Raw genomic sequence first — 22,767 nt, 5'->3', positions numbered from 1 at the left:
GTACTAAACTTCGTAACATTTTCTTTATATTTTTTTATCCCAGATATGTATAGAGGAATGTTTATATGTGCTAGATCCAATCAAATTATTGGGTAGAGAGTTAAAAATTCTTACTCAGTGAGTGTAATATATAAATATACTATATTATATAAGCACAATAGCTAATTATCCCCTATTTACGGTGATTATTGATTACCTATAGAATTATCTTTACATAGCATTTTTTGGTATCTAATTTGTGGCTTCAACAAAAATTTCCCCTGGACAACCACTAACTCATGCACAAAAATTTGGATTACATTTAGTGTCCCTTGTGCGCGGAAGACAAAGAGATGTTGTTTTAGCGATTGATATTACTGAAAGTGTAGGATTAAATGATCAAGGTCGTATTCGCTTACGTCAGATAGTTCAAGATAGTCTCAAGCCGGGAGATTATGTATATATTGTTCCTTTCGCTCAAGATATAACTTTGAGTGAAGATATCTCTGGTCTTAATCCATTGGGGACACCAATAAACTTTAATGCTAAAAATCAAAAAAATATTGATAAAATTTTAGCAAGAATACCCTTTGTCTCTGATCCAAAGCGCAAAGGTTCTGATATTCAAAAAGCCGAGTTAACTATTTATCAAGCTATAGCTCAAATTAATCAAAATCGAATATCAAAAAATCAACCAATTAGACCACAATCAGTTGTTTGGGTCAGTGATGCACCTTTATTGACACAACCGGGAATTACTTCGCAAATTTGGATAGAAACCCCTGCTGATAGTCCTTTTAGAAATCAAACATCACTGGAAAGTCAAGAACGACAAAGTTGGATTAAGGCTTTACCATTAAAAGAGCGATCGCTCACCATTAAAAACCAAAATAATAAAGATTATAAACTCTCGGTAGTAGACATTAATCCCACCGTTCAAGAAATTTGCACACCAGCACCAGGAGGTAGAGAAACTTGTTTAGTTAATCCTTATTTGCTGAAACAGCTATCGCTACCAAGTTTAATTTTACTATTTATCTTAACTGCTGGCATTTGCGGTATATTTAAAATCTCCAGAATACAAAAAAAATGGGAGGTGCGAATCAAGTTAGAAATTGATGGAGACGACGAAGAACAAATATGTAGATTACCAAACAATAAAAAAATTGCAGTTGGGGAAGATGACTCTAGTTGTATACATTCTATCAACTTTAGAGATGGAGAGTTACAAGCATATCTAGAACGTAAAGGAGAAAAACTTTATTTAGTTCCCAAAAAAGATGGAGAAATTGAAATTAACAGTAAAAAAGTTACATTACGGACTCTCATATCAAGTTCTAACTTTACCCTAAATTGTCCAGATTCACGCCATAGAGAACACGAAATTTCCATTAAAATCAAAAAATAGTATCAGGAGAAAAACTATGACTCAAGCATCTACAAATAAAACCCAATATAGAGGAATTAATCGGACAATTTGTATTGGTTTAGGTGGAACTGGTAGAGATGTATTAATGCGAATTAGAAGATTAATAGTTGACCGTTATGGAGACTTAAATAACTTACCAATTGTTAGTTTTGTTCATATAGACACAGATAAAGCAGCAACTCAAGTCACAGGGATTAGAACAGGAAGCAGCTATCATGGAGTGGATTTAAGTTTTAAAGAATCTGAAAAAGTCAGTGCTACCATGTCAGCCAGAGATGTCACCATGTTTGTAGAAGGACTAGAACGGCGTTCAGAATATAGTAGTTATGGACCTTATGATCATATTGGAATCTGGTTTCCTCCTCAGTTATTGCGGAATATTAAAGCAGTAGAAGAAGGTGCAAAAGGTATTAGACCGGTAGGAAGACTGGCTTTTTTTCAGAACTATCAAAAAATTAAAATAGCAATTGAAACCGCAGAAAGACGGACAAGAGGACATGAATCTTTATTACTGAAATCCGGCTTTAAAATAGATCCAGGATTAAGTATTTTTGTAGTCGGTTCTCTTTGTGGTGGTACAGGAAGCGGGATGTTTTTAGATGTTGCCTATAGTCTGAGAAATCTTTATGGTGAACAAGGCGCTCGCATTTTTGGCTATTTAGTAATTAGTCCAGAATTATATGGTAATACTACTAGAATGATTGCGAATACTTATGCTGCATTAAAAGAACTAAATCATTATAGTAATCCTGGTACAGAATTTGCAGCTTGTTATGATATTGAAAACTTATCAATTATTAAAGAAAAACGTCCACCTTTTGATTATGCTTACTTGCTATCTCATCAAACAAGGGGAGAATATGAAATACTCACCCAAGGTAAGCTATGTAATGTAATTGCTCATAAAATAGGTTTAGAATTTTCCGGTGAATTAGCTCCAGTGATTAAAGGAAATCGAGATAATTTTCTACAATACCTAATTCAATCAGACAAACATCCTCGTCCTAATAGCCAATTATACTTAACATTTGGACTATCGGCAATTTATTTTCCTCGTGATACTATCATTCAAATAGCCTTAACAAAAGTCAGTTCAGAATTAATCAAATTTTGGTTAAATGGTAAAGGTCAAAGTCCTGATCCTTTAAACTTACTTGAACAATTTTTGATTCAACATCACTGGCATAATGATTTAGTGAAACGAGATGGATTAACTAATAAATTAGCGGAGTCTGTAGAAGAATCTAATAAGACTTTTAGTAATAGTGTCAAAACTTGGCAAAATAAATTATCAAAGTTAATCTCTGAATCTAAAAATAAAGATGATCGTACAAATGTTCGTCAACAGTTAGGAACAGAATTTTATAAACAATTTCGCACCGTCCAGCCAGGAGCAACTGAAAGTATTCGTGGTTATTGGTTAACAAAATTGATACAAATTGCTCCTAAAGTTATCAAAGAACTTAGTAGGAATATTGATGATTATTTAATTCAGTTGCTTACCCCAATAGATGGTAACTTTTCTATCAAGAATTGTCGTAATTGGTTAGAAGCACTGCAACATGAATTGCATAAATATCAACGTGACTTACAAGAATCAATAGCTGATTTTGGGGGAATGAAACGCATAGAAGATCTAGAAAGAAAGTGGGATAATACAGATCAAATTATTGAACAACTGGAAAATAGATTTATCCTGATTGGCAATTTAAGAAATAGCCAATTTCAAGACGAATGCAAAAAGGCTATCCAGGAAGTTTGTAAACTAATTAGGCATAATTTTGATTTAACAGTTATACAGGAAACACTAAAAATTGTTAATCAGTTACAAAAGCACATCCAAGAACGAGAAAAAGAAGTTGCTGCTTTTAGTAGTTTAGTAGAAGACTTACAAAGTGCTTATGAAAAAGAGGAACGAGAATTAAAACAATTAAATTTTGATGAAATGAGTGGAGAGGCAATTTTTGATAGTGAAGATATAGAACTTTGCTATCAGACAATGCTACCAGAGAATGATCTACGTCCTCAATTAGTTTTAGCAAGTTCAGTAATTACAGAAACATCCGTTAAGGGTTCATCCTTAGCATTTTTCCTAAATATAGAAAGAGCTACATACTCCCAGCTAAAACAAGAAATCGATCCCATTGTTGTTAAAATATTTGCTTTTCGTGGTAGCAATATTATCAATTCCGTAATTAAACGCTTCATGAAAAAATATTCATCATCTGCTGGTTCAACTCGTTTAACACAAATTATGCAGGAAGCTGAACCCTTGTTGCGTTTAAATTTGAATGATCCTTATTTCCGAGATGAGGATGATAAAAGTAGTAAATTAGTAGGATATAAAGATACAGATGAATCAGATGTGGCAGAGTTCAAAAAACTACTAACACAAGATTTAGGAATTTCTACAAATGTTTTAAAAGCAATACAAGCAGATGATGAAATTTTAATTGTAAATGAGTATGCTGGGTTTCCTTTACGATTAATTAGTAATTTGGAAAGAATGAGAAACCCATATTTACAACAACAAAATTCTGGTACATCTTTTCTACATAATGATTGTCGTGCTTCTTTTCCTGATATTATTCCACCTGATGCTAGGAGAATGGAAGAACTAGAGGATATTTTTTATCCTTGTTTAGCATTGGAATTGTTAAAAGAAAATCAGGAAAATCAGGAACTGGAGTTTCAACATTATGACTCTTTCCAAGATAGTCATTATACTGCTGTTGTTAGTGTAAATTGGATGGAAGCATTAGAAGATTTAGCCAATAACAGCAATATGGCGGATACTTTACAGAAGATTTTAGATGATACAATTTCTAAGATGCAAAATAAGCCAAAATTGTGGGAAAATGAATATCTACCGAAACTGCGTCAATTTCCTGATAAGCTAAAAAAAATACCCGAAGATAGTCCTAATTTTCCCCACATTCACAAAGTATATGTGTCACCGGACAATATGCAACCTACAGTAAAAGATGGGGTAATAAATCGTTTTTGGAAGAAGATGGAAGCAAGATTTAGAAATCAAAATTCTCTTCCATCGAGAAACAATACCGGAACTCAAAAAGCTATTGTTGGGGACATAGTTCCTAGTTCTCTTCAAGATAATACTGATAATCAAAATCAAGAAAAATTACGTTCGGAATTAGCACGTTTAAAAGAGTTATTGGATAATAACTTGATTCCTCAAGAATATTATGAAATACAAATGCAAAAAATCCTTGACAAATATCTAACCTAAAATAGTTTTTTCTGGTTAGTTCACATCTACCAACTTTTAAAAATTTTTCTGCACTACTAAAGGTAACATTTATGCCACCAATACCACCTTATTTAATTGTTATGACGGTTTTTCTGGTTGTAATCCCATCTATATTGACTATTTTTCTTCGCATATCTCTTTACCAGTATTTGAGAGATTTGACTGATGAAGTACAACGTTTAATTAAGACAAGAGTAAGGGGACAACAACAACCGAAAATTGTACAGACATTAAAAGAGCGATTTGAAAAAGCTAGTAAACAATTAGAGCAGGTAAATACAGGAGCATTAATTGATCAACTTTATAGCCAGGAAAAAATTAAGGGATTTACCTGTGAACAAATAGATTATTGGTGTCGTCTTATGCCCAATTTATTGTTAGCATTTGGTTTAATAGGTACTTTTTTAGGTATCACTATTAATTTATCTAGTCTTAGTCAAACAATTAATCAAACTAATGCTAATGATATTAATAATTTGGTAAGTGAATTAAAGAAACCATTACAAGGTATGAGTATTGCATTTGTTACCAGTTTAATAGGGCTATCGTTTAGTGCTTTGTTAACGTTATTCAATTTTATATTTAATGCTGGACTTGCTAAATATCGACTAATTAGTTCTTTAGAAGATTACCTAGATAATATTTATTATCCTGAAGTTCAAGGTGATACTCGTCTTGATAAAATAGTCAATAAAATGGTATCCCAGCAAGATGAGTTTTTAACAAATTTTGGCGAAACCGTAAGAAAAGCTGTAGAACAATCTATGGGAAAGGTAGCAAAACAAATTGCTGATGGAAATAAAGAAACTACAGATTTAGCTAGACAAGTTTATGAAAAATTTACAGATGCTGCTGGAACTATATCTCGTGCTGCTAATGATTTTGAAAATTCAATGTCAGAATTAAATGCAACATCTCAAATATTTAAACAGTCGGCTAATATTTTTAATGAAACTCAGTTTCCTCAACAATTATCAGCAGCTACAGCAGATTTGAGTAATACACAGCACAAATTTTCTGAGTCAGCTACAAGTTTAGCTGAAACAACTGAATTGCTCAAAACTGTTTTAATTGAAGTTCAGAATTGTAGTTATGCTTTAATTACTTTAGCAGATGATATCAAGACTATTAATCAAAGTTCAATTAAAGTATTAGACTTACATCAAGATAACCAAAATATTCTGAGTGAAATTATTCCCAAACTCAAGCAAGGGGCTAACAGTTATCAAAAAGCAGTTAACAAGCTGGATATTTTAGATAAAAGAGTTGGGGATAAAGTTAATAGTTTAGGTGTATTAATAACAGCCATTAATGAGTTAGTAGAAAACGTGAAAGCACATACATCAGAAGTTAATTTTACCATTGCCAGTGTATCTAATCAAATAGATGGTAATAATCAAAAAATCCAAATTTTTGTGAGTAATATTGAAGGCTATTTCCAGAAATTTAGCCTTGAATTTGCTAATATTCAATCAGATTTGCTTAAACTATTACAAGATAACAATTCTCAACTACTTTCTGAGTATCAGACTGTAACTAATACCATGATTCAAGGAATTGATAAACAAACTGGTGTAAATAATAAAGCCTTTCAATCAATTATCAGTAATCTTCAAGAATGCAATAAAAATCTTTACGATACAAAAAATTCCATTATCAAACTCAAGCAAGGAGTCGAATAGCTGAGTAGATTGGATCAATTAGGAATCATTCATATTCACAAATACATTTAACTTATGGCTCGTCGTTCACGCAACACTGAATATAACGAAGATTTAAATGTTTGGCAAGCATTTACAGATTTGATGTCTAATGCTTTTATGATATTAGTTTTATTTTTATTTCTAACTATTATCATATCACAAATTACTAAAGATAAAAATAAACCTATACAACCACAAAAACAATCAACAGATACACCACCAATCATAATCATCAAAGATCAAGGAGATTATAGATTTGCTTCTGGTAGCGCAGAAATTCCTCAAAAAATGTCAAATTATATATTGAGACAAATAGTACCGGAAATAGAAGCGAGAACTAAACAATATGGTATTAATGTTGTGGAAATAATCGGACACACAGATGGACAACCTAATGGGAATGGATCTAGTAATTTAGATGTAAATTTAGAAAATGTTGTTAGTGGAAATTTAACAGTAGGTAAACTACAAGCAGGTTCTAATGCTGATCTAGGATTAATGCGTGCTGTATCCGTTGTCAAAGTATTGCGTGATATTCAGAAAAAAGAAGATAGATTACGAGGATTATCATTTCGTGCTTATTCTGCTGCACAGTTAATATTACCTAATGGACGATTTGCAGGAATAGCTCGCAAAGAAGATGTAACACGACGACGAATTGAAATTCGCTTTACGCGCTTAGGAGAAGTGAAAGAAGTAAGATAAGTTGAGCCGATATTTTGAATTAAGCTTGAGGAAGGATTGGCGTATTGTTTCAGATAGAGAACTCATGATGATAAGGGAGTTCTTATTCCTCGTTTAACTGCTTCAGCTAAACCTTGGGATTTTCTTAATTGTCCTATTTGATAAAGCGAAATTAAAATTAACAATTCATAGCGTTCTGCTGCTGTTAAAGCGGTATTTTTGCCTTTAGCTTGCAGTTCTCCCAGACGTTGATTTTGGACTGCATCCATTTTTAAATCAGCTAATTCTAGAACTTCCTGATCGGAAACATCAGCCATTTTTGAATAAATGCTCTTTTCTGAGAGATTATCTAAGGTGGGTAATACTATTTCTAGAGTGTCAAACAAAACGTCTGATACTTCTCGCGCTGTTGCTTCTCCAGGGTACTGGACAGATGCAACTAAACTTTCGGGTAAGTTGATAGTTATGGGGATAGTCATAAAGGATAAAATGCTTTCTCACGATCTTAGCTTAATACTAAACACGGCTTAATCAGATCGCCCTACGGTTTTTTTCTAGTGCGATCGCAAAGTCAAGAAATTGATCAGCGAACTGACAAGTCAGTGCTTCGCTATCGCACTTCCAAAAATCTCACTACAGCGATCGCGCTTCCTCAAATCTTACTACAGCGATCGCACTTCCTCAAATTTTACTACAGCGATCGCACTTCCTCAAATTTTACTACAGCGATCGTAGTATTTTCAAAAAGCGTAACACATCAAAGCAAAATCAGCGATCGCTACCCCCAAGGCATACCAACGGACAAGTTTGCCATCTTTATCTGGTAATACAGGAATTAGGAAGGATGCAACGAGTGGTAACAGGATAATCGCGGTAAGCCAAGGAAATTGATCCGCCATTATGTCAATAAGGAATAATACTTATTGGTGTAATAATGTCATTGTACTAAACTTTGTAACATTTTCTTTATATTTTTCTATCCCAGATATGTATAGAGGGATGTTTATATATGCTGTATAAATTGAGTAGGGCGATAATCATACTTCTAAATCTATACTAAAGACGGTTGGGATATCGACGGTAGAGCCGGCGACGACATCCTCTACGGTGGTACTGGCGCAGATAAATTCGTTCTCGAGACAGGTATCACGGGTAGGATTGTTATTAAGGACTTCTCCCGTTCTGAAGGTGATAGGTTAGTAGCGGGTTCCAATACTACAAGTTTCAATAATTCTAACCCCTTCAGGAATGTTAATGGCAATGCCGAGTACACCTTTGCCGGTGGTGCAACCTTTGTCATCGAAGGGATCACAGCCAGCAGGCTTAATGGTCTCTTTGTTACTTCTTAGGTGACTTAGGCGATTCTAGTATTCAGATCCCCGACTTCTTAGAGAAGTCGGGGATCTAGCCTCTTTAAGCGATTACTGGGTTGGCTTCGCGATTCCTAGGTCGCGCTTCACTATCGCTATCCAATATGTAGTAAAATGGTTAAAGGATTTTGGTTATTGTTTTCCTATTGCTTCAGTAAGTGGGCATAAGATAATCAAAATGTGTAAAGAAAAGTCAATAATGACTCAATTCTGCTCTCTTAACTTGTGACAACAATAATTATTTACACCAACCTAATTAGTAGTATTTGATTATGATTTGTACGAATGTTTATCTTGCAGATGAAGTTAAAAAATTACTCATTAAAGCTGCTGCTATAAAAGGAATTTCCATAGAAGCTCTGGCTTCAGAAATTATCAATGAAGCTGTTCAAAAGCAGTTTGGTGTCATTCTAGAAAATGGAGTTTCTAAACTAAGATCCAAACCTGCTCTGGCTGCTACAGAACCATTCTTTTTTTATGGAACTGCTGAAGAGTCTGGCATTCCCGTTGATGAGTGGGAAATGGAAAATGATTATTCTTGATACTCATATCTGGTTTTGGTGGAATCAAGATTCTCCCCGACTAACAGAATCTCAGAAAGAATTAATTGAAAACTCTCGTCAAGATGGAATTGGTATATCTAGCATCAGTCTAATCGAAATTTCTAGATTAGTTGATCGGGGTCGGTTAATTTTGCCTAAACCTTTAAATGAGTGGTTTTCCATAGCCTTAGCAGAAGAAGGAGTATTATTAATTCCAATTACTCCAGATATAGCCATTGAATCTTATTCTCTACCTGGTGAATTTCATAAAGATCCTGCTGATAGGATTATTGTTTCAACAGCAAGAGTTTACGATTGTCCTTTGATGACTATTGATGGAAATATTCTGACTTATTCTCATGTACATTTGATTTCGGTAGAATGAATTACATTCGTCATTTTGTAGCACCTATATTAGGGTTTGCTGAAAAAGTCATTTGGTTAGGGCTAGGAGTCAGAAGTCAGGAGTCAGGAGTCAGGAGGAAGAATTAGAAGGAGATCAGAATATTCTCAAATCTGGGTAAATGAACGGTTTTTGATGATTGCATCGCTTATTTCTTGCACCTTCTCCTACTTTTTTCAGCCTGAAACTGTTGATATATCTAGGTTTTTGGTTTATTCAGCAAACTCTATATTAAAAATCAAGAGATACATAGCTTGGTAAACTATGGTCTTTCAATAAAAGAATGATTTTAGGCGATCCTAGTATTTAGATACCCGATTTCTTAGAAAAGTCGGGGATCTAGCCTCTCTAAGCGATTACTGGGTTGACTTTGCGATTACTAGGTCGCACTAGTTCCCTTCGGGACGCTTTGCGTAGCTTGCTTACCGTAAGGTACGCTATCGCTATTTCGTTAATTAAAACTGAGGTTTGATATAAACATCCCAAATTTGCTTTAACTGTTCTCCATCTAATTCAGAGATATGACCAATTTTATTCAACAGTAAAGATTTTTCTAAGCAGTCTAGCCTGGATAAACGGATAGTTGAGGGAACGCGCAAACCACTAGCAGACCAATTAGGAAGCAGCACATCCGTTTGGGTACGAGGTGGAGCAGAAGTGACTACTGCTACTATGACATCATCACCATCTAGCCAAAGTACAAGGACTGGACGTTTTTTAGAACTTACACCACTTGTAAAAGGAATCTGTGCCACCCAAAACTCACCTGCTTGGATAGTCATCATATAACCCTTCATCTTCTGGTGCATAGCCTTTGAGAAAAGCATCATGACTGCGAGTAGATACTGCTTTTGCCTCTATTAATGGTTCAATAGTAATTAACCAACGTCCCGCTCCAATGTTCTGAACTAGAGATTCAGGTAGTATCAACTTCTCACCAGTTTGAAGTTCAATTTCGTAGGTAAGATTCATCAATTTACTGTGCATGGCTGGCTTTAGAAGAAGGCATCTTGCTTTTTTATATTAACTGCTTATAGCGATATTACTGCGATCGCTGTTTCACAAAAGAATGATTTTAGGCGATCGCTCTTTTTGAATAAACCAAAAACTAAGAGCGATTCCTACGGAGCGCTTCGCTATCGCACTTCCTCAAATTTTACTACAGCGATCGCTACCCCCAAGGCATACCAACGGACAAGTTTGCCATCTTTATCTGGCAATACAGGAATTAGGAAGGATGCAACGAGTGGTAACAGGATAATCGCGGTAAGCCAGGGAAATTGATCCGCCATCATGTCAATAGGGAATAATACTTATTGGTGTAATAATGTCATTGTACTAAACTTCGTAACATTTTCTTTATATTTTTTTATCCCAGATATGTATAGAGGAATGTTTATATGTGCTGTATAAATTGAGTATCGCAAAGTCAAGAAATTGATCAGCGATTGCAGGGCGTAGCGCTTGCGCTATCGCACTTTCCAAAATTGCATTAGATAACGATCTATACCCATGATTCCAGGGAAAAAGGCTGCACTTGATGAATACGTCTAAAATCGCTATCAGCAGAAACGAGAGTGAGGTTGTGTTGAATAGCTGTCGCTGCTATCCAAAGATCATGATCACTAAATCCTAACTTTTCAATACTGACACTACGACGTTTGCTTTTGTCTTTGGGAGCGAAATAGTTAAAAATAGATGCTTTTAGATGACTGTAAATAATGGCAATTTCTTCATCAATAAAATACAGATCAACATGAGACAAAAAAACTTGAACTGCACCCAAATTTTGAGATTTTAGTGCTGATTTTTCTGTCATATATAGTAGTTCTGCATAGGTGATGATGCTAACGCCAATTGTCAAACCAGCACAAGATTTTAAGGCATCAGTAACTTGAGAATTACCATTAATAATATAGCTACAGTGATTAGTATCAAGCAAATAAGACATAGTGACAAAGATTAAAACTGCGTTTGGGAACGAGTTTCTTCAACTAAACGCAGACAATCTTCAAGATCATCACCATGCCAAGTTCCAGCATAATGTAGTAAATCATCTGCTTTTTTACCCCGCTTGATAGGGGAAATACGACGTAAGAGGCGTTGATTTACGGTGCTTTTTTCCTGGATAGAGTCGAGAAAATCACTAACTAAGGAAAGCTGTTCTGGTGGTAGTTGGGATATCTGTTGTTCAATCTTTTGATGTAGTTCTAAATAAGTCATCTGTACCTCGTTTTGATAGGAAGAATGGGAAATACTTACTTTACCTTTATTCTATTTTATTTTATAGCGATATCGTTGGTCAGCTTGGCGATGCCTGCGGTGAGTGTAGCGATCGCACTTCCTCAAATTTTACTACAGCGATCGTAGTGTTTTCAAAAAGCGTAACACATCAAAGCAAAATCAGCGATCGCTACCCCCAAGGCATACCAACGTACAAGTTTGCCATCTTTATCTGGCAATACAGGAATTAGGAAGGATGCAACGAGTGGTAACAGGATAATCGCGGTAAGCCAGGGAAATTGATCCGCCATCATGTCAATAGGGAATAATACTTATTGGTGTAATAATGTCATTGTACTAAACTTCGTAACATTTTCTTTATATTTTTCTATCCCAGCAGGTGCAGATTATTTAATTTTAGATGAAGGGGAAATCACCATTCCCATGTTTTTAGAGGCGTTAGAAAAGGGCAAAGAAAAGGGGATTTAGATTCTTCTAATAAAGCTTTTCAAGTTTTAGAAAAAGTTTGGCAAATACCTATTTAGATTAATAAAAAATTAATAGAAGATTCAGAAAAGATTAATAAAAAGTCAAAGAATAAATGACTTTTTAGGTATATCTATTGATGTTAAGGGTGCAAATACAATAAGAACCCTATCTATCTAAGGGTTTTTTTTATAAAAGTAACCTTTTACCAAAGTTTAACCTTTAGTATTCTCTCGGATATTAAATATTCGTGGTATTATTTTTTAGGATGGAATAATCAAATATATCCAATCTAAGTCGAATGTGAGAATTTTACTATCACATTTTTTCTGATAATTGCACCTTAAAAACTTTAATTTCGTTAGCGTTACCGCAACGCAAATTGATTTAAGGTAAATCTTTTTTTGGGCTGATTAAAAATTTAATTTTATGGAAAATATAGCCTCTATTTGAGGTTCATGTTTTCTATGGATTAGGTGATATCGCCCTATAGCTAATCAGTGCCTGATTTCTCGAACCACAACAATTCATTTATTCCTTTAGGAGGATATTGACAATGGCAGTTGCTAGATTAAGGGGGATACTAACTTACAATGATTCTACCTCCCGTACGATTGACAATCGTAATCATCACAGTACCGACAGAGTACGAACTGGATCGACTCCAAGAGGAGGACCCAGGTATACCACCTATTACAATTACTACGGCGAGATTCAGGCAGGTAGCGGTAATGACATAATTTATGGTGTTGACATAAATATAAGCACTGAAAAAATTTACGGTCGCGGAGGAAATGATCGCATCTACGGTGGAAAGGGAAATGATTTCCTCGATGGTGGTGACGGCAACGACACCCTCGACGGTGGTGACGGCAACGACACCCTCTACGGTCAGAACGGCAATGACATCCTTTCGGGGGGGGCTGGTGCTGATATTATCTATGGCGGTTCTGGTAGTGATGTCCTCTATACGGGCAACTTAAGAACTAGTGGCAGCGATGACCTATACGGTGGATCAGATTCCGATATCTTCGTTCTCGGAGAGGCCGCCCAGGCCATTACCACTACGACTGGTGGTTTCAATGCTGCTACATTCTTTGGTGGTTTCGCTGCGAATGCTAGTGCTGTACTTTTCTCAACTTTCGCCCCGAATTACAAGATTACCAAGGATGTCGCTTCCCTTGCCATTAATGGAATTAGATCGCTTTTTGGTATAAGTAGTACGAGCGTCACCGTCACACCTCCCCCTACAGCTACTTATGCTATAGTCAAAGACTTCAACCCCATTGAAGACATTATGATCATCCCACTTCAGCAGTCGGGTAGACCAAATGTAGCCATTACTGATGGGGGTAATCTTGGCGACTTGCGTTTCGCTTATGTAGATAATCAAAGCAGTACTTTTGCAGTGGCGAACCTAGATTACAGTGGATATTTCCCTGCTGGGTCTGGTACGATCGCTCTTGATACATTTTACAGGACGCATCTTACCAGGAGTGCGCTGATCATCGACAGTAATGGAATCTCAATAGGAGGCAATTCAGTATCAGGACTACCCAGCGATATTACATCGTCTCTTTCAGGGTTGGGCACTAACAGGTTCTTAGTTGTGGGTGCTTTAGGTCCCCAAAATATCGTTGGAACCCAAAATGGCGATAATCTCTACGGATCGAAGTATAACGACACCATTTATGGTTATGCGAATGGACAGGCTGGGGTAAATAACCCTAGTGGGACTGATACGGGTACAGACAATATCTATGGCTTCGGCGGCAACGACACCCTCTACGGTGGATCCGGCAACGACTACCTCTACGGTGGTCCCGACAACGACACCCTCTACGGTGGGCTCGGCAACGACTACCTCTACGGTGATCTCGGCAATGACAAGCTCTACGGTGGTGGTGGCAACGACAACCTCTGGGGTGGTGCTGGTGCAGATAAATTCGTTCTTCAGACTGGTATAACGGGTACGGTTCGTATTAAGGACTTCAGCGTTTCACAAGGTGATAGGTTGGTAACGGGTTCGAGTTCTACTTACAATAGTTCTAACCCCTTCAGGAATGTTAGTGGCAATGCCCAGTTAACCCTTGGGTCTACAACCTATATTATCGAAGCGATCGCAGCCAGCAGCCTTAATGGTCTCTTTGTTGCTTCTTAGGTGACTTAGGCGATTTTAGTATTCAGATCCCCGACTTCTTAGAGAAGTCGGGGATCTGGTTTCCCTATTTACAAAATATCTATCTCTGTTATATAATTTAGAATACATTTGTAAAGTATTGAGAAATTTATGACTCAGATTACAATTGAAGAAGCTACTCAAAATCTATATAAACTTCTAGAACAAGTGGCTAAAGGTGAGCAATTTGTGCTGATGAAAGAAGGCAAAGAAATTGCTCGTCTTCTTCCTCCTCAACAGGAAAAAACAGTATTTCCTAGTTTAAACTCTTTTAGAAAATCAATAGTTTTAAAAGGAAGTGCAATGAGTACCACGATATTAGAAGAAAGAGAGAACGAAAGATATTGATTTATTTAGATACTAGCGCCATTGTTCCTTATTATGTGCCTGAAAAATTAAGTGATGTTGTTGAACAAATATTACAAAAACAAGAAGATAAACCAATCATTAGTCAATTAGTTGAGGTAGAATTATTTTCTGCTTTATCTCGTAGGGTAAGAATGGGCGAAGTTTCCCAAAATGACGCTAGACGAATTACAGAATTGTTTGAGAATCACCTTAATGAAAGTTTATATCGTCTTGTTTTATTGGAAAATCAACATTATCGTTTAGCTAGAGATTGGATATCCAGGTTTGATCTGCCTTTAAGAACTTTGGATGCTTTACATTTAGCAGTGTGTAGCATTAATAATTTTTCTCTGGTGACAGCAGATGATAAATTAGCTCAATCTGCTACTATTTTAGGGATAGATATTCTTTTATTGACTTCCAATCTCAATTTTAGTTAGATATACGATTCCTTCAGAGCGATTCCTGGGTCGCGCTTCGCGATCGCTCTTTTGAGAATATGGTGATTTTGAGCGATCGCTCTTTCATAAAAGAATGATTTTAGGCGATCGCTCTTTTTGAATAAACCAAAAACTAAGAGCGATTCCTACGGAGCGCTTCGCTATCGCACATCCTAATATCTCATTATAGCGATCACTGTCCCGTAGTCATATCCTCATTAAATAATTGATAAAAATTGCGAATATCTTCTAACTAACAGCATATTCTGTAAACTGCCTCATAAAAGGAGACTGAAACCCTAACACAATATCCTGCTTACTCACTCCAGCAACCACTAAATTAGCAGCAATATCATCCTCTGTACCATTCCATTGCAGCCAAATTTTGCCACTTTTAATATCAATATGAATGATACAACTATGTACCCAATCTTGACCTTCCCAACCGACATGAACTATTTGATAATGATCACGTTCTGTATCAAAAATTGTCTCAACTTCTATATTGCCGTAAGCTGGTTTTTGCTTACTATATTCCTGTAATATTTGTTTTACAAGCTGGCGATATCTAGTTAATTTATCCATTTAAAAATTACCTCTTGCTCTACATCATAAACAAGCATTTTTAAGTTATTCTTTGATATCATCTCTTTGGGAAAATCTAGTTGAAAAAATATTTTATAAGTTGTTAAAGGCACTGCTAAATATAAAATTAGAAACAACTTGTTTATATTGTTTTGGTTGTAAATCTAATAAGTCTTTTTCCGCAGTTTTCGCAATCCTCAATGTATATCGTTCACTCATTGGGGCGTTTTGCTATTATTTCTTCTATGGTGATAAATCCTGTGTTTTCTTCTATTGCACGTCGCAATTTAGCAGAATCTATTGCATCTTCTATTGCTTCTAGTAGTTTTAAATCTTCAATACTAATAATCGCTACAGCAGGTTTACCATGACGTTGAATTAATATTCTTTCTCTACTATATTCTGCACGGTTCATAATATCTGGAAAGTTAGCACGGGCTTCACTTGCACTGATGACAGACATAGCACTTCACAAAATTTATAGGGTTACATAAGATTATAGATTATTTGTCTATTTTTAGCAAATTGTACAAAATTTCAGTTTTTGAGCGTTAGTGGAGCGATTCCAGGGCGTAGCGATCGCACAGTTTGGTATTATGCTCAAGCTAATCAAATATTGAACGCAGATGAACACAAATAAACGCAGATAAAACGATGAAAGCACTTCTTTAATTACTCGTTGGTGTTGGTGTCTCTGTCGGTGTGGGTTCTGGTTCTGGGGGACTTTCTGCTGTTAAAGTCAGTTGATAATCTACCGATTCTGAAGCTGTAGAAACAACTACAAATTCATAAAATCCTGTTTCGGGTAATGTCTTGGATAAAGTACGCTGTTGGGAATCTTCTAAAAATACGATTTTCCCAGAAGGAGAATAAATTGATAGTAAAACATTTGCATTTGCTTCTAGCTTTACTTCCATATTTTGCTCTTTAGCTAGTCCAGCAATGAATACTTTACCCCCTCCTGGTTGCAGAGAACCACTAACTGTTTTGCTTATAGCACCGGCATCAAAGACAATTTTTTCAAAAGCACTTCCGGCTAAAATAGCAATTAATTTATCACTAACAAATCCGTGCCAAACTTGCCCAATTGGTTGATTAATAAAATTTTGATCACGTTGTTCTGGAAAATTGCTGAAAAAAGCTGCATCACCTAAATCATATAAAGAACGACTACCAACATTAATTTGATTAACTTCTACTTTCCACCGATCGCGATCCGCCGCAGTATAAAGTCCTAACCGTCTCCGACTTCTATCACTGAGTATAGCCAGCTTTTCTAAGACTTGGGTAGCAGTTTGATCCCATTGTCTCCGTAAATTCTCATCTTCAGGGCGATCGCTCAAAATACGTCCCTTTAAACTGGGATCTTTTTCCCGAAATACCTGATTTATAAGTTTAACATAAAAATCATAATTTATACCCAATTGCTGACGGCGATCGCTCAATTTTTCTTTGCGTCGTCGTTCCTCTGGTGAATAATTAGCTAAAGGATCAGTGGTGACAGTTGGTGTAGGAGTAGGTCTGGTTTTAATTACATTTATTTCCTTTCCCCCTTTCGGTAATAGCCACCAACCAAAAACTGCACCAATAGTTAACAATATCGTCATAAAAAATACCTTTAGCCCACCCCCTGAACTACTAGGTTGAGAAACTGGAGGAGGTGCAGATATGGGGGTAATAGGGGGACTAAAAGCAATTGTCGCAGATGTGGGAGGTTGAGTAGCAGGATAGCTTACCGGTTGGGGATTGAGGGCTGCAAGGACTTGACTAGCTGATTGATAGCGTTGCACTGCTAAGGGGGATAGCATTCGATCTAACACCTGTCCTAGAGTCGGACTGAGGCTAACTTCTCGCCGCCATTGCCATGATAAATTATAAGTATCAATTAAATCCTGGGGTTGTTTACCTGTCAGTAAAACTAACATTGTCACCGCCAAAGCATACAAATCACTGTGGGGAAAAACCAAACCGGTTTGCATTTGTTCTGGTGGTGAAAATCCCACTTTCCCTAAAAGAGTTGCCGATGGAGGAGAAGTAATTGCACCAGATTGATAATATTGAGAAGCTACCGTTGCAGCTACTTGTTTTACACCGCCAAAATCTATTAATATTGGTAATTGATCATCCCTACGAAGCATTAAATTATCTGGAGAAATATCGCGGTGAATTACGCCAAGAGAATGAATATATTCCAAAACTGGTAAAATTTGCAGTAATAGCTGCTGCACCTCCAATTCTGTAAACCTTAAACCCTGTTGTTGACGGGTTTGTAATAGAGAATTATAAGTTTCACCATCTACATAATCTTGAACTAAAAATAGATATTCTTTACCTTGTAAATTGATTTTTAATAATTCTCGAAACCGAGGAATTTGCGGATGTTGCAACTTATAAAGAACAGTAGCTTCTCGTTGAAACAATTCCTCTGCTTTTTGAACAACATAGGGAGTTTGAACTTGGGGAAAAAATTCCTTTAAAACACAAGTTTCCCGGAAGCGGTTAATATCTTGGGCTAAATAAGTACGTCCAAATCCACCTTGGCCTAATTGACGGACAATTACATAGCGATCGCCCAAAGTTTGCCCCGGTTGAATGCCATAATTTACAGGAGACTCTAAAATTTTTTCACCACACTGGAGACAAAAGCGACTCCCCGCAGGGTTTTCATGTCCTTTAGAACAATACATATTAGTTATTTTTTAATTATCTTCACCGATTTGATCAGATGCGATCGCATACCATATTTGCAGAAAAGTCTGCTGATTTAGTTTCCCACGCTCTTGTCCAGGAAACAAGGGATCAAATTTTTTATAGGTGTCTGTTTTCAATTCATCAATACTTTTATACTTTCCTAACACCCCTGCTTGTGCTTGTCTTCTCCAACCTTCATAATCTTCTGAAGTATACTTGCCCAATTTTCGGCGAGATGTTAGACTTAAATTAGCTTTTTCTAATCTTTTTAAGACATCATTAGCGATATTATCCCATTCTGCACGTAAAGCAGCATCTTCAGGATTTTTAGTCAAACTGCGTCCTTTTAACTGTGGTTTCCTCTGATGAAAGATTTCATCTACCACACCAATCACAAACCCAGAGGATATTTCTAGTTGTTCCAAACGCTGAAAAACTCTTTGACGATCACCAGTGGTTTTTTTACTATTTCCAGGTTGACTCAAAGGATTTTTAAATTCGGGAAGTTGGGGAAAAGAAGGAAGCCTAAAAGATGATGCACTGCGAACTACATAATGTCCCAAAGTAAAAAAACTAACAATAGTTAAAACAACAACACCAGTTCCTACAGAAGTCAGCAAACACAACCGCAACCATTCTGGTATTGACACCTTTTGTCCAGCAACTTGAGTTTTGCTATGAAATCTACTGACAATAGCTTGTACGTGTTTTCGTCCTGGTGCAACCACCATTGTGTTTAACGTAGTAATATAGGGGTTTTGGGTTTTCATCACACCTTGAGTAGAATTGGGAACTTGTCCGGGAATTAAAGATCCTAAATCCTTTAAAACAATATCTGCTTGCTGATAGCGATCGCTCGGCTGATGAGCTAACATCTTTTTTAAAATAGCTTCTAACTTCGCACTAACTTTAATCTCCTTACCCCACAGCCAGCGATCGTTAAAACTATCATAAATTGTCGAAATTTTTTTACCCGTCAACAACACCAATACCGTTACAGCCAAAGAATATAAATCACTACTGTTAAAAGCCTTTCCTAACCTTAATTGTTCATCAGGTGCATAACCATTTTTCCCAATCAAAGTTCCATTTACAACCAAACCCGTTAACATCGGATGCTGTTTTACCCCACCAAAATCAATCAACATCGGCAAATTATCAGCCCGTCTTAAAATCAAATTATCTGGCGAAATATCACGATGAATTACCTTTTGAGAATGGATATAACTTAAAACTGGTAATATCTTCACCAATAAATTTACAATCTCCTCCTCACTAAAACTTTTTCCCACACCTTGACGCTGTGCTAATAAAGTTTCATAATTATCACCATCTATATAATCTTGCACCAAAAAGAAAAAATCTTGACTACCTATTTTGGTTTGTAAAGAAGCTTGAAAACGAGGAATCTGTGGATGTTGGAGTTTCTTTAAAACACTCGCTTCCCGTTCAAATAACTCCTTTGCCTTTTGTAACTGCTGCGGTTTCTGCACTAAAGGGGCAAATTCCTTCAAAACACACTCTTGACGAGATTTTTGGGTATCAATAGCCAAATAACTCCGTCCAAAGCCACCTTGCCCCAGCATACGGACAATTTGATAACGATCATCTATCATCTCCCCAACCGGAAGAGGTAAAGGTTCACCGCATTGGATACAAAAACGGTTACTCCCACTATTTGCGTGTTGTTGATTGCAATACACCTGCATCATACTCAAAAATAAATTGGCGATTATCAGTTACTACAAAAGCATCCTGACAATTTACGTTCGTGTACCATCTAGCAGAGAAACTTTATTGAAAATCCTAATTTTAGCAGATAGTCAGACAGAATAATTGAGGCTAAAATCGCTGATTTTAAGATAGTGACGCACCTTATTTAGTTCAAGCACGTCACTATCTTGACTAAAGTAAGCACTTTTTTACATCACCTATCAATACATTCTTTTGCCTTTTGAATATCCAAACTAGAAGAAAGGTTGTTGAAGGGTATCCTTTGTTCTGCTTCATCTGAGTAAAACTGTTTTACCCAATGTCTGTATTGCATAATAGACCCTTCACCTTCACTAAGTAAGGGGTCTTTGACAAAAATCTTATTCTCAAAAATTGGTATTTCCTGTTCCATTGATTCAATGCAATCAGCCATACCTTTCAGATGTAATAATTGAGTAAATAAGCCAAAACTAAGATTTTTGACGCTAAAAAGTAAGTGAACATCAATATATTCTTCATCAATCGGAGTTAATAATATGACGACTAAAGTGTTGACATCAACTATTGATTTGAGAGAGGAATAAATTACACCATAACCCAAACCATGGTATGTAAATTCCTGGAAACAATCTTCTTTGAGTCCTAATTTTCCACCCCAAGCTAATTTAGACTTAATATAACGAGTTAAAGTAGGTCCATTTACTTCTAAAGAATTGTCTATTAGCGCTCGATAAACTTGTTTATGTACATATAGGAAGTGTGCATTGTCCATGCTATTTTCTGCTACTTCTTGTACGTGAGTACGAACTTTCCAATGATGCTTTTTAAAAGAAGTCCAATCGGTTGCAGTCCATTTAGAAAATTCACTTATTTTCCAAGTAGGCGCTTTTCCTTGAGAGTGGTGATAAACCATAATTAGTCCATTTACCTCACATACTGGCCAAGAGTGGATATGTGCTTTGGGAGAAAATTTGTCAGTATATGGTACGTTAATACAATTACCATCTTGATTGAAACCCCAATGGTGAAAAGGACACCGGATCATGTTACCCTCCACCTGACCATATCCAAGATGCGCTCCCATGTGAGGGCAATAAGCATCTAATACGCAAGGAATACCGTCTTCTGTACGGAAAATTACAAGATTTTTTCCAAAATAATACAATGGCATCACTTTTCCTGGAGTAAGATCCTGGCTGTAAGCGACTCGGAACCAACCGTTTGGAAAGGAAGAAAAGGGAAAGCGTTTCATGTTCATCTTTTTAATATTCATAATGATATTTAGAACTTACGCACTGTACAAAATCCAGATGATATGTGTCAACGAAATTGCCTAGTTTCAGGCTTTATTTTGTAGTCTGTAGGGTGCGTCAGACAGAATAATTTAGGCTAAAATCACTAACTTTCAGATTCTGACGCACCTGACTTCATCTGAACCAGTGCGGTGCGTCAGATACAAAAAATCTGTTTGTTTGCTAAATTATCGGGTCTGACGCACCCTACAAGCGTCCCGTAGGGATACTCCACCTCCGTGGACTAATACAAAATCAAGGGTTTTTAACCTGCGAAGGCAGGTTTTGTCTGTGTAGCCGCGACTTCTAGTCGCCAGGGCAAGTAATAATTTAGACTTTTCAAACAACCTCTTATACACATTTGTAGGAGAGATTACAAAATCAACCTTCAAACGCAACAACAACTTTATCGCTTTGTAAGGGTTTTAAGTTGATTTACAACCTTGTTTAAACCGTTACTCTAGCCATTTTCCACCACCTTGGACTGCTCAAAGACGTTGTATTGAGGTATCCCGGAGATTACAAAGGAGTAATGACAATGGTACACTAAAAAATATTACCACTGGGATGATAGGACTTGAGCCTGTGGTTTGTGCTGGTACTAACCAAGCAAGGTCTCGAAGAGAAGGAATAGGTGGGTTTTACCTGTGTAGGCGCGATTTCTAATCGCTCGTTAAAAAATATAAATTGGAGAAAAATTAATGAATTATAAATACACAATTCCAGCAGCACTGATAGGAGTATCAATCGCCCTGGTACAGCCGCAAACAGCCTTTGCCCTATCTTCTGGTGAAGTGGCAAAAATGGCTAAACAAATCACTGTTTTAATTGATAGTAAAAGTCCCGGTTCAGGGATAAATGAGAAAGGGGAATTAATAGGAGTTCATAGGAGAAGTGATGAATCAGAAGTAGATATAGAAACCTCAAAGATTAATCCTCAAGTTGCTTATATCAAATCAGGTTTTAATTTTGGGATTCCTATTAATACTTTTTTGCGACTGTCAGCTAAATCTGGGGTAGATGTGGGTCTGACTCCACCTCCACAGCAGGTAGCAAACGCACCGAAAGCTGATGATTTCTTGCTTCAGGCTACGGATAAGCTTAACAAAAACGATTACCGGGGGGCGATCGCTGATTACACTCAAGCTATAAAAATTAATCCTAACTTAGCCCAAGCCTACAGCGGACGCGGTGTTGCCCGTGCTGAATTAGGAGATAACCAAAGTGCGATCGCTGATTACAACCAAGCGATAAACATTAATCCTAACGATGCCATAGCCTACTACAACCGGGGCGTTGACCGTTCTGCTTTAGGAGATAAAAAAGGTGCGATCGCTGATTACAACCAAGCTATAAACATTAATCCTAACTATGCCGTAGCCTACTACAACCGGGGAAATGTACGTTCTGATTTAGGAGATAAACAAAA

27 protein-coding genes and 1 pseudogene are annotated in these 22,767 nt (G+C 36.6%); 14 read left to right on the top strand and 14 right to left on the bottom strand.

Going from position 1 to position 22,767, the window contains the following annotated elements:
* Positions 1 to 238: 238 nt before the first annotated feature.
* The 4 genes from VB711_RS06615 to VB711_RS06600 all read left to right on the top strand — a co-directional run bounded on the left by VB711_RS06615 (position 239) and on the right by VB711_RS06600 (position 7,087).
* Positions 239 to 1,387: a vWA domain-containing protein gene (locus VB711_RS06615; protein ID WP_323284999.1), complete on the top strand. Its 1,149-nt coding sequence runs from the start codon at positions 239 to 241 to the stop codon at positions 1,385 to 1,387.
* A gap of 16 nt (positions 1,388 to 1,403) precedes the next feature.
* Complete coding sequence (locus tag VB711_RS06610; protein WP_323284998.1) at positions 1,404 to 4,658, top strand: tubulin-like doman-containing protein; 3,255 nt, start codon at positions 1,404 to 1,406, stop codon at positions 4,656 to 4,658.
* Between the two features lie 71 nt (positions 4,659 to 4,729).
* Complete coding sequence (locus VB711_RS06605; protein WP_323284997.1) at positions 4,730 to 6,361, top strand: hypothetical protein; 1,632 nt, start codon at positions 4,730 to 4,732, stop codon at positions 6,359 to 6,361.
* 54 nt (positions 6,362 to 6,415) lie between these two features.
* Positions 6,416 to 7,087, top strand: coding sequence for a flagellar motor protein (locus tag VB711_RS06600; RefSeq protein WP_323284996.1), 672 nt, complete (start codon positions 6,416 to 6,418; stop codon positions 7,085 to 7,087).
* 62 nt (positions 7,088 to 7,149) lie between these two features.
* Here the strand turns inward: VB711_RS06600 and VB711_RS06595 are convergent, their stop codons facing one another.
* Positions 7,150 to 7,545: a hypothetical protein gene (locus VB711_RS06595; RefSeq protein WP_323284995.1), complete on the bottom strand. Its 396-nt coding sequence runs from the start codon at positions 7,543 to 7,545 to the stop codon at positions 7,150 to 7,152.
* A gap of 78 nt (positions 7,546 to 7,623) precedes the next feature.
* Here VB711_RS06595 and VB711_RS06590 point away from each other — a divergent pair, with 78 nt between their 5' ends.
* The 3 genes from VB711_RS06590 to VB711_RS06580 all read left to right on the top strand — a co-directional run bounded on the left by VB711_RS06590 (position 7,624) and on the right by VB711_RS06580 (position 9,363).
* Positions 7,624 to 7,893, top strand: coding sequence for a hypothetical protein (locus tag VB711_RS06590; RefSeq protein ID WP_323284994.1), 270 nt, complete (start codon positions 7,624 to 7,626; stop codon positions 7,891 to 7,893).
* An 815-nt stretch (positions 7,894 to 8,708) separates the two neighbouring features.
* Positions 8,709 to 8,978: a hypothetical protein gene (locus VB711_RS06585; RefSeq protein ID WP_323284993.1), complete on the top strand. Its 270-nt coding sequence runs from the start codon at positions 8,709 to 8,711 to the stop codon at positions 8,976 to 8,978.
* Entirely contained in the window at positions 8,965 to 9,363 is a 399-nt protein-coding gene (locus VB711_RS06580; protein WP_323284992.1) for a type II toxin-antitoxin system VapC family toxin, read from the top strand. Before VB711_RS06585 ends, VB711_RS06580 begins: the two co-directional genes overlap by 14 nt.
* Positions 9,364 to 9,836: 473 nt before the next feature.
* Here the strand turns inward: VB711_RS06580 and VB711_RS06575 are convergent, their stop codons facing one another.
* The 5 genes from VB711_RS06575 to VB711_RS06555 form a co-directional block, all read right to left on the bottom strand.
* Positions 9,837 to 10,166, bottom strand: coding sequence for a type II toxin-antitoxin system PemK/MazF family toxin (locus tag VB711_RS06575; RefSeq protein ID WP_323284991.1), 330 nt, complete (start codon positions 10,164 to 10,166; stop codon positions 9,837 to 9,839).
* The gene (locus VB711_RS06570; RefSeq protein WP_323284990.1) at positions 10,144 to 10,368 is read right to left on the bottom strand and encodes a hypothetical protein; all 225 of its coding nucleotides are present in this window, start codon (positions 10,366 to 10,368) and stop codon (positions 10,144 to 10,146) included. Before VB711_RS06570 ends, VB711_RS06575 begins: the two co-directional genes overlap by 23 nt.
* 149 nt (positions 10,369 to 10,517) lie before the next feature.
* Positions 10,518 to 10,676, bottom strand: a complete 159-nt coding sequence (locus tag VB711_RS06565; protein WP_323284989.1) for a hypothetical protein — start codon at positions 10,674 to 10,676, stop codon at positions 10,518 to 10,520.
* 209 nt (positions 10,677 to 10,885) lie between these two features.
* Positions 10,886 to 11,332, bottom strand: a complete 447-nt coding sequence (locus VB711_RS06560) for a type II toxin-antitoxin system VapC family toxin (protein WP_323284988.1) — start codon at positions 11,330 to 11,332, stop codon at positions 10,886 to 10,888.
* Between the two features lie 11 nt (positions 11,333 to 11,343).
* On the bottom strand, positions 11,344 to 11,604 hold the full coding sequence (locus VB711_RS06555; RefSeq protein WP_323284987.1) for a hypothetical protein: 261 nt from the start codon (positions 11,602 to 11,604) through the stop codon (positions 11,344 to 11,346).
* A 24-nt stretch (positions 11,605 to 11,628) separates the two neighbouring features.
* Between VB711_RS06555 and VB711_RS06550 the strand changes: the two genes are divergently transcribed.
* Positions 11,629 to 11,751 carry a hypothetical protein gene (locus VB711_RS06550; RefSeq protein WP_323284986.1) on the top strand — a complete coding sequence of 41 codons (123 nt, stop codon included), beginning with the start codon at positions 11,629 to 11,631 and terminating at the stop codon, positions 11,749 to 11,751.
* Between the two features lie 5 nt (positions 11,752 to 11,756).
* Here the strand turns inward: VB711_RS06550 and VB711_RS06545 are convergent, their stop codons facing one another.
* The gene (locus VB711_RS06545; RefSeq protein WP_323285041.1) at positions 11,757 to 11,918 is read right to left on the bottom strand and encodes a hypothetical protein; all 162 of its coding nucleotides are present in this window, start codon (positions 11,916 to 11,918) and stop codon (positions 11,757 to 11,759) included.
* Here VB711_RS06545 and VB711_RS06540 point away from each other — a divergent pair.
* From VB711_RS06540 to VB711_RS06525, 4 genes are all read left to right on the top strand, one after another.
* Entirely contained in the window at positions 11,917 to 12,093 is a 177-nt protein-coding gene (locus VB711_RS06540; protein ID WP_323285040.1) for a hypothetical protein, read from the top strand. The two genes, VB711_RS06545 and VB711_RS06540, sit on opposite strands and share 2 nt — an antisense overlap.
* A 553-nt stretch (positions 12,094 to 12,646) precedes the next feature.
* Positions 12,647 to 14,251, top strand: coding sequence for a calcium-binding protein (locus VB711_RS06535; protein ID WP_323284985.1), 1,605 nt, complete (start codon positions 12,647 to 12,649; stop codon positions 14,249 to 14,251).
* 129 nt (positions 14,252 to 14,380) lie between these two features.
* On the top strand, positions 14,381 to 14,617 hold the full coding sequence (locus tag VB711_RS06530; protein WP_323284984.1) for a type II toxin-antitoxin system Phd/YefM family antitoxin: 237 nt from the start codon (positions 14,381 to 14,383) through the stop codon (positions 14,615 to 14,617).
* Positions 14,614 to 15,057, top strand: a complete 444-nt coding sequence (locus tag VB711_RS06525; protein WP_323284983.1) for a type II toxin-antitoxin system VapC family toxin — start codon at positions 14,614 to 14,616, stop codon at positions 15,055 to 15,057. The genes VB711_RS06530 and VB711_RS06525 overlap by 4 nt, the downstream gene beginning before the upstream one ends.
* 249 nt (positions 15,058 to 15,306) lie before the next feature.
* Here VB711_RS06525 and VB711_RS06520 read toward each other — a convergent pair whose 3' ends face one another.
* The 7 genes from VB711_RS06520 to VB711_RS06490 all read right to left on the bottom strand — a co-directional run bounded on the left by VB711_RS06520 (position 15,307) and on the right by VB711_RS06490 (position 21,298).
* Positions 15,307 to 15,642 carry a XisI protein gene (locus VB711_RS06520; protein ID WP_323284982.1) on the bottom strand — a complete coding sequence of 112 codons (336 nt, stop codon included), beginning with the start codon at positions 15,640 to 15,642 and terminating at the stop codon, positions 15,307 to 15,309.
* Positions 15,630 to 15,755: a hypothetical protein gene (locus VB711_RS06515; protein WP_323284980.1), complete on the bottom strand. Its 126-nt coding sequence runs from the start codon at positions 15,753 to 15,755 to the stop codon at positions 15,630 to 15,632. Before VB711_RS06515 ends, VB711_RS06520 begins: the two co-directional genes overlap by 13 nt.
* Positions 15,736 to 15,861: a hypothetical protein gene (locus VB711_RS06510; protein ID WP_323285039.1), complete on the bottom strand. Its 126-nt coding sequence runs from the start codon at positions 15,859 to 15,861 to the stop codon at positions 15,736 to 15,738. Before VB711_RS06510 ends, VB711_RS06515 begins: the two co-directional genes overlap by 20 nt.
* The gene (locus tag VB711_RS06505) at positions 15,854 to 16,105 is read right to left on the bottom strand and encodes a type II toxin-antitoxin system Phd/YefM family antitoxin (RefSeq protein ID WP_323284978.1); all 252 of its coding nucleotides are present in this window, start codon (positions 16,103 to 16,105) and stop codon (positions 15,854 to 15,856) included. Before VB711_RS06505 ends, VB711_RS06510 begins: the two co-directional genes overlap by 8 nt.
* A 205-nt stretch (positions 16,106 to 16,310) precedes the next feature.
* Entirely contained in the window at positions 16,311 to 18,338 is a 2,028-nt protein-coding gene (locus tag VB711_RS06500; RefSeq protein ID WP_323285034.1) for a serine/threonine-protein kinase, read from the bottom strand.
* Between the two features lie 3 nt (positions 18,339 to 18,341).
* Positions 18,342 to 20,042: a serine/threonine-protein kinase gene (locus VB711_RS06495; protein WP_323285033.1), complete on the bottom strand. Its 1,701-nt coding sequence runs from the start codon at positions 20,040 to 20,042 to the stop codon at positions 18,342 to 18,344.
* Positions 20,043 to 20,260: 218 nt separating this feature from the next.
* Positions 20,261 to 21,298, bottom strand: coding sequence for an aromatic ring-hydroxylating dioxygenase subunit alpha (locus VB711_RS06490; RefSeq protein WP_323285031.1), 1,038 nt, complete (start codon positions 21,296 to 21,298; stop codon positions 20,261 to 20,263).
* A gap of 514 nt (positions 21,299 to 21,812) precedes the next feature.
* On the opposite strand from VB711_RS06490, the pseudogene VB711_RS06485 reads away from it, so the two are divergent.
* Both VB711_RS06485 and VB711_RS06480 read left to right on the top strand, forming a co-directional pair.
* Positions 21,813 to 22,004: pseudogene (locus tag VB711_RS06485) on the top strand (COP23 domain-containing protein); the annotation flags it as partial.
* 35 nt (positions 22,005 to 22,039) lie between these two features.
* On the top strand, positions 22,040 to 22,767 hold a 728-nt coding region (locus VB711_RS06480; protein ID WP_323284977.1), incomplete at its 3' end, for a tetratricopeptide repeat protein.

The sequence above is a fragment of the Cronbergia sp. UHCC 0137 genome, assembly GCF_034932285.1.
In the GTDB taxonomy this organism is placed as follows: Bacteria; Cyanobacteriota; Cyanobacteriia; order Cyanobacteriales; family Nostocaceae; genus Cronbergia.
This window is presented reverse-complemented; position numbering and strand designations above follow the sequence as displayed.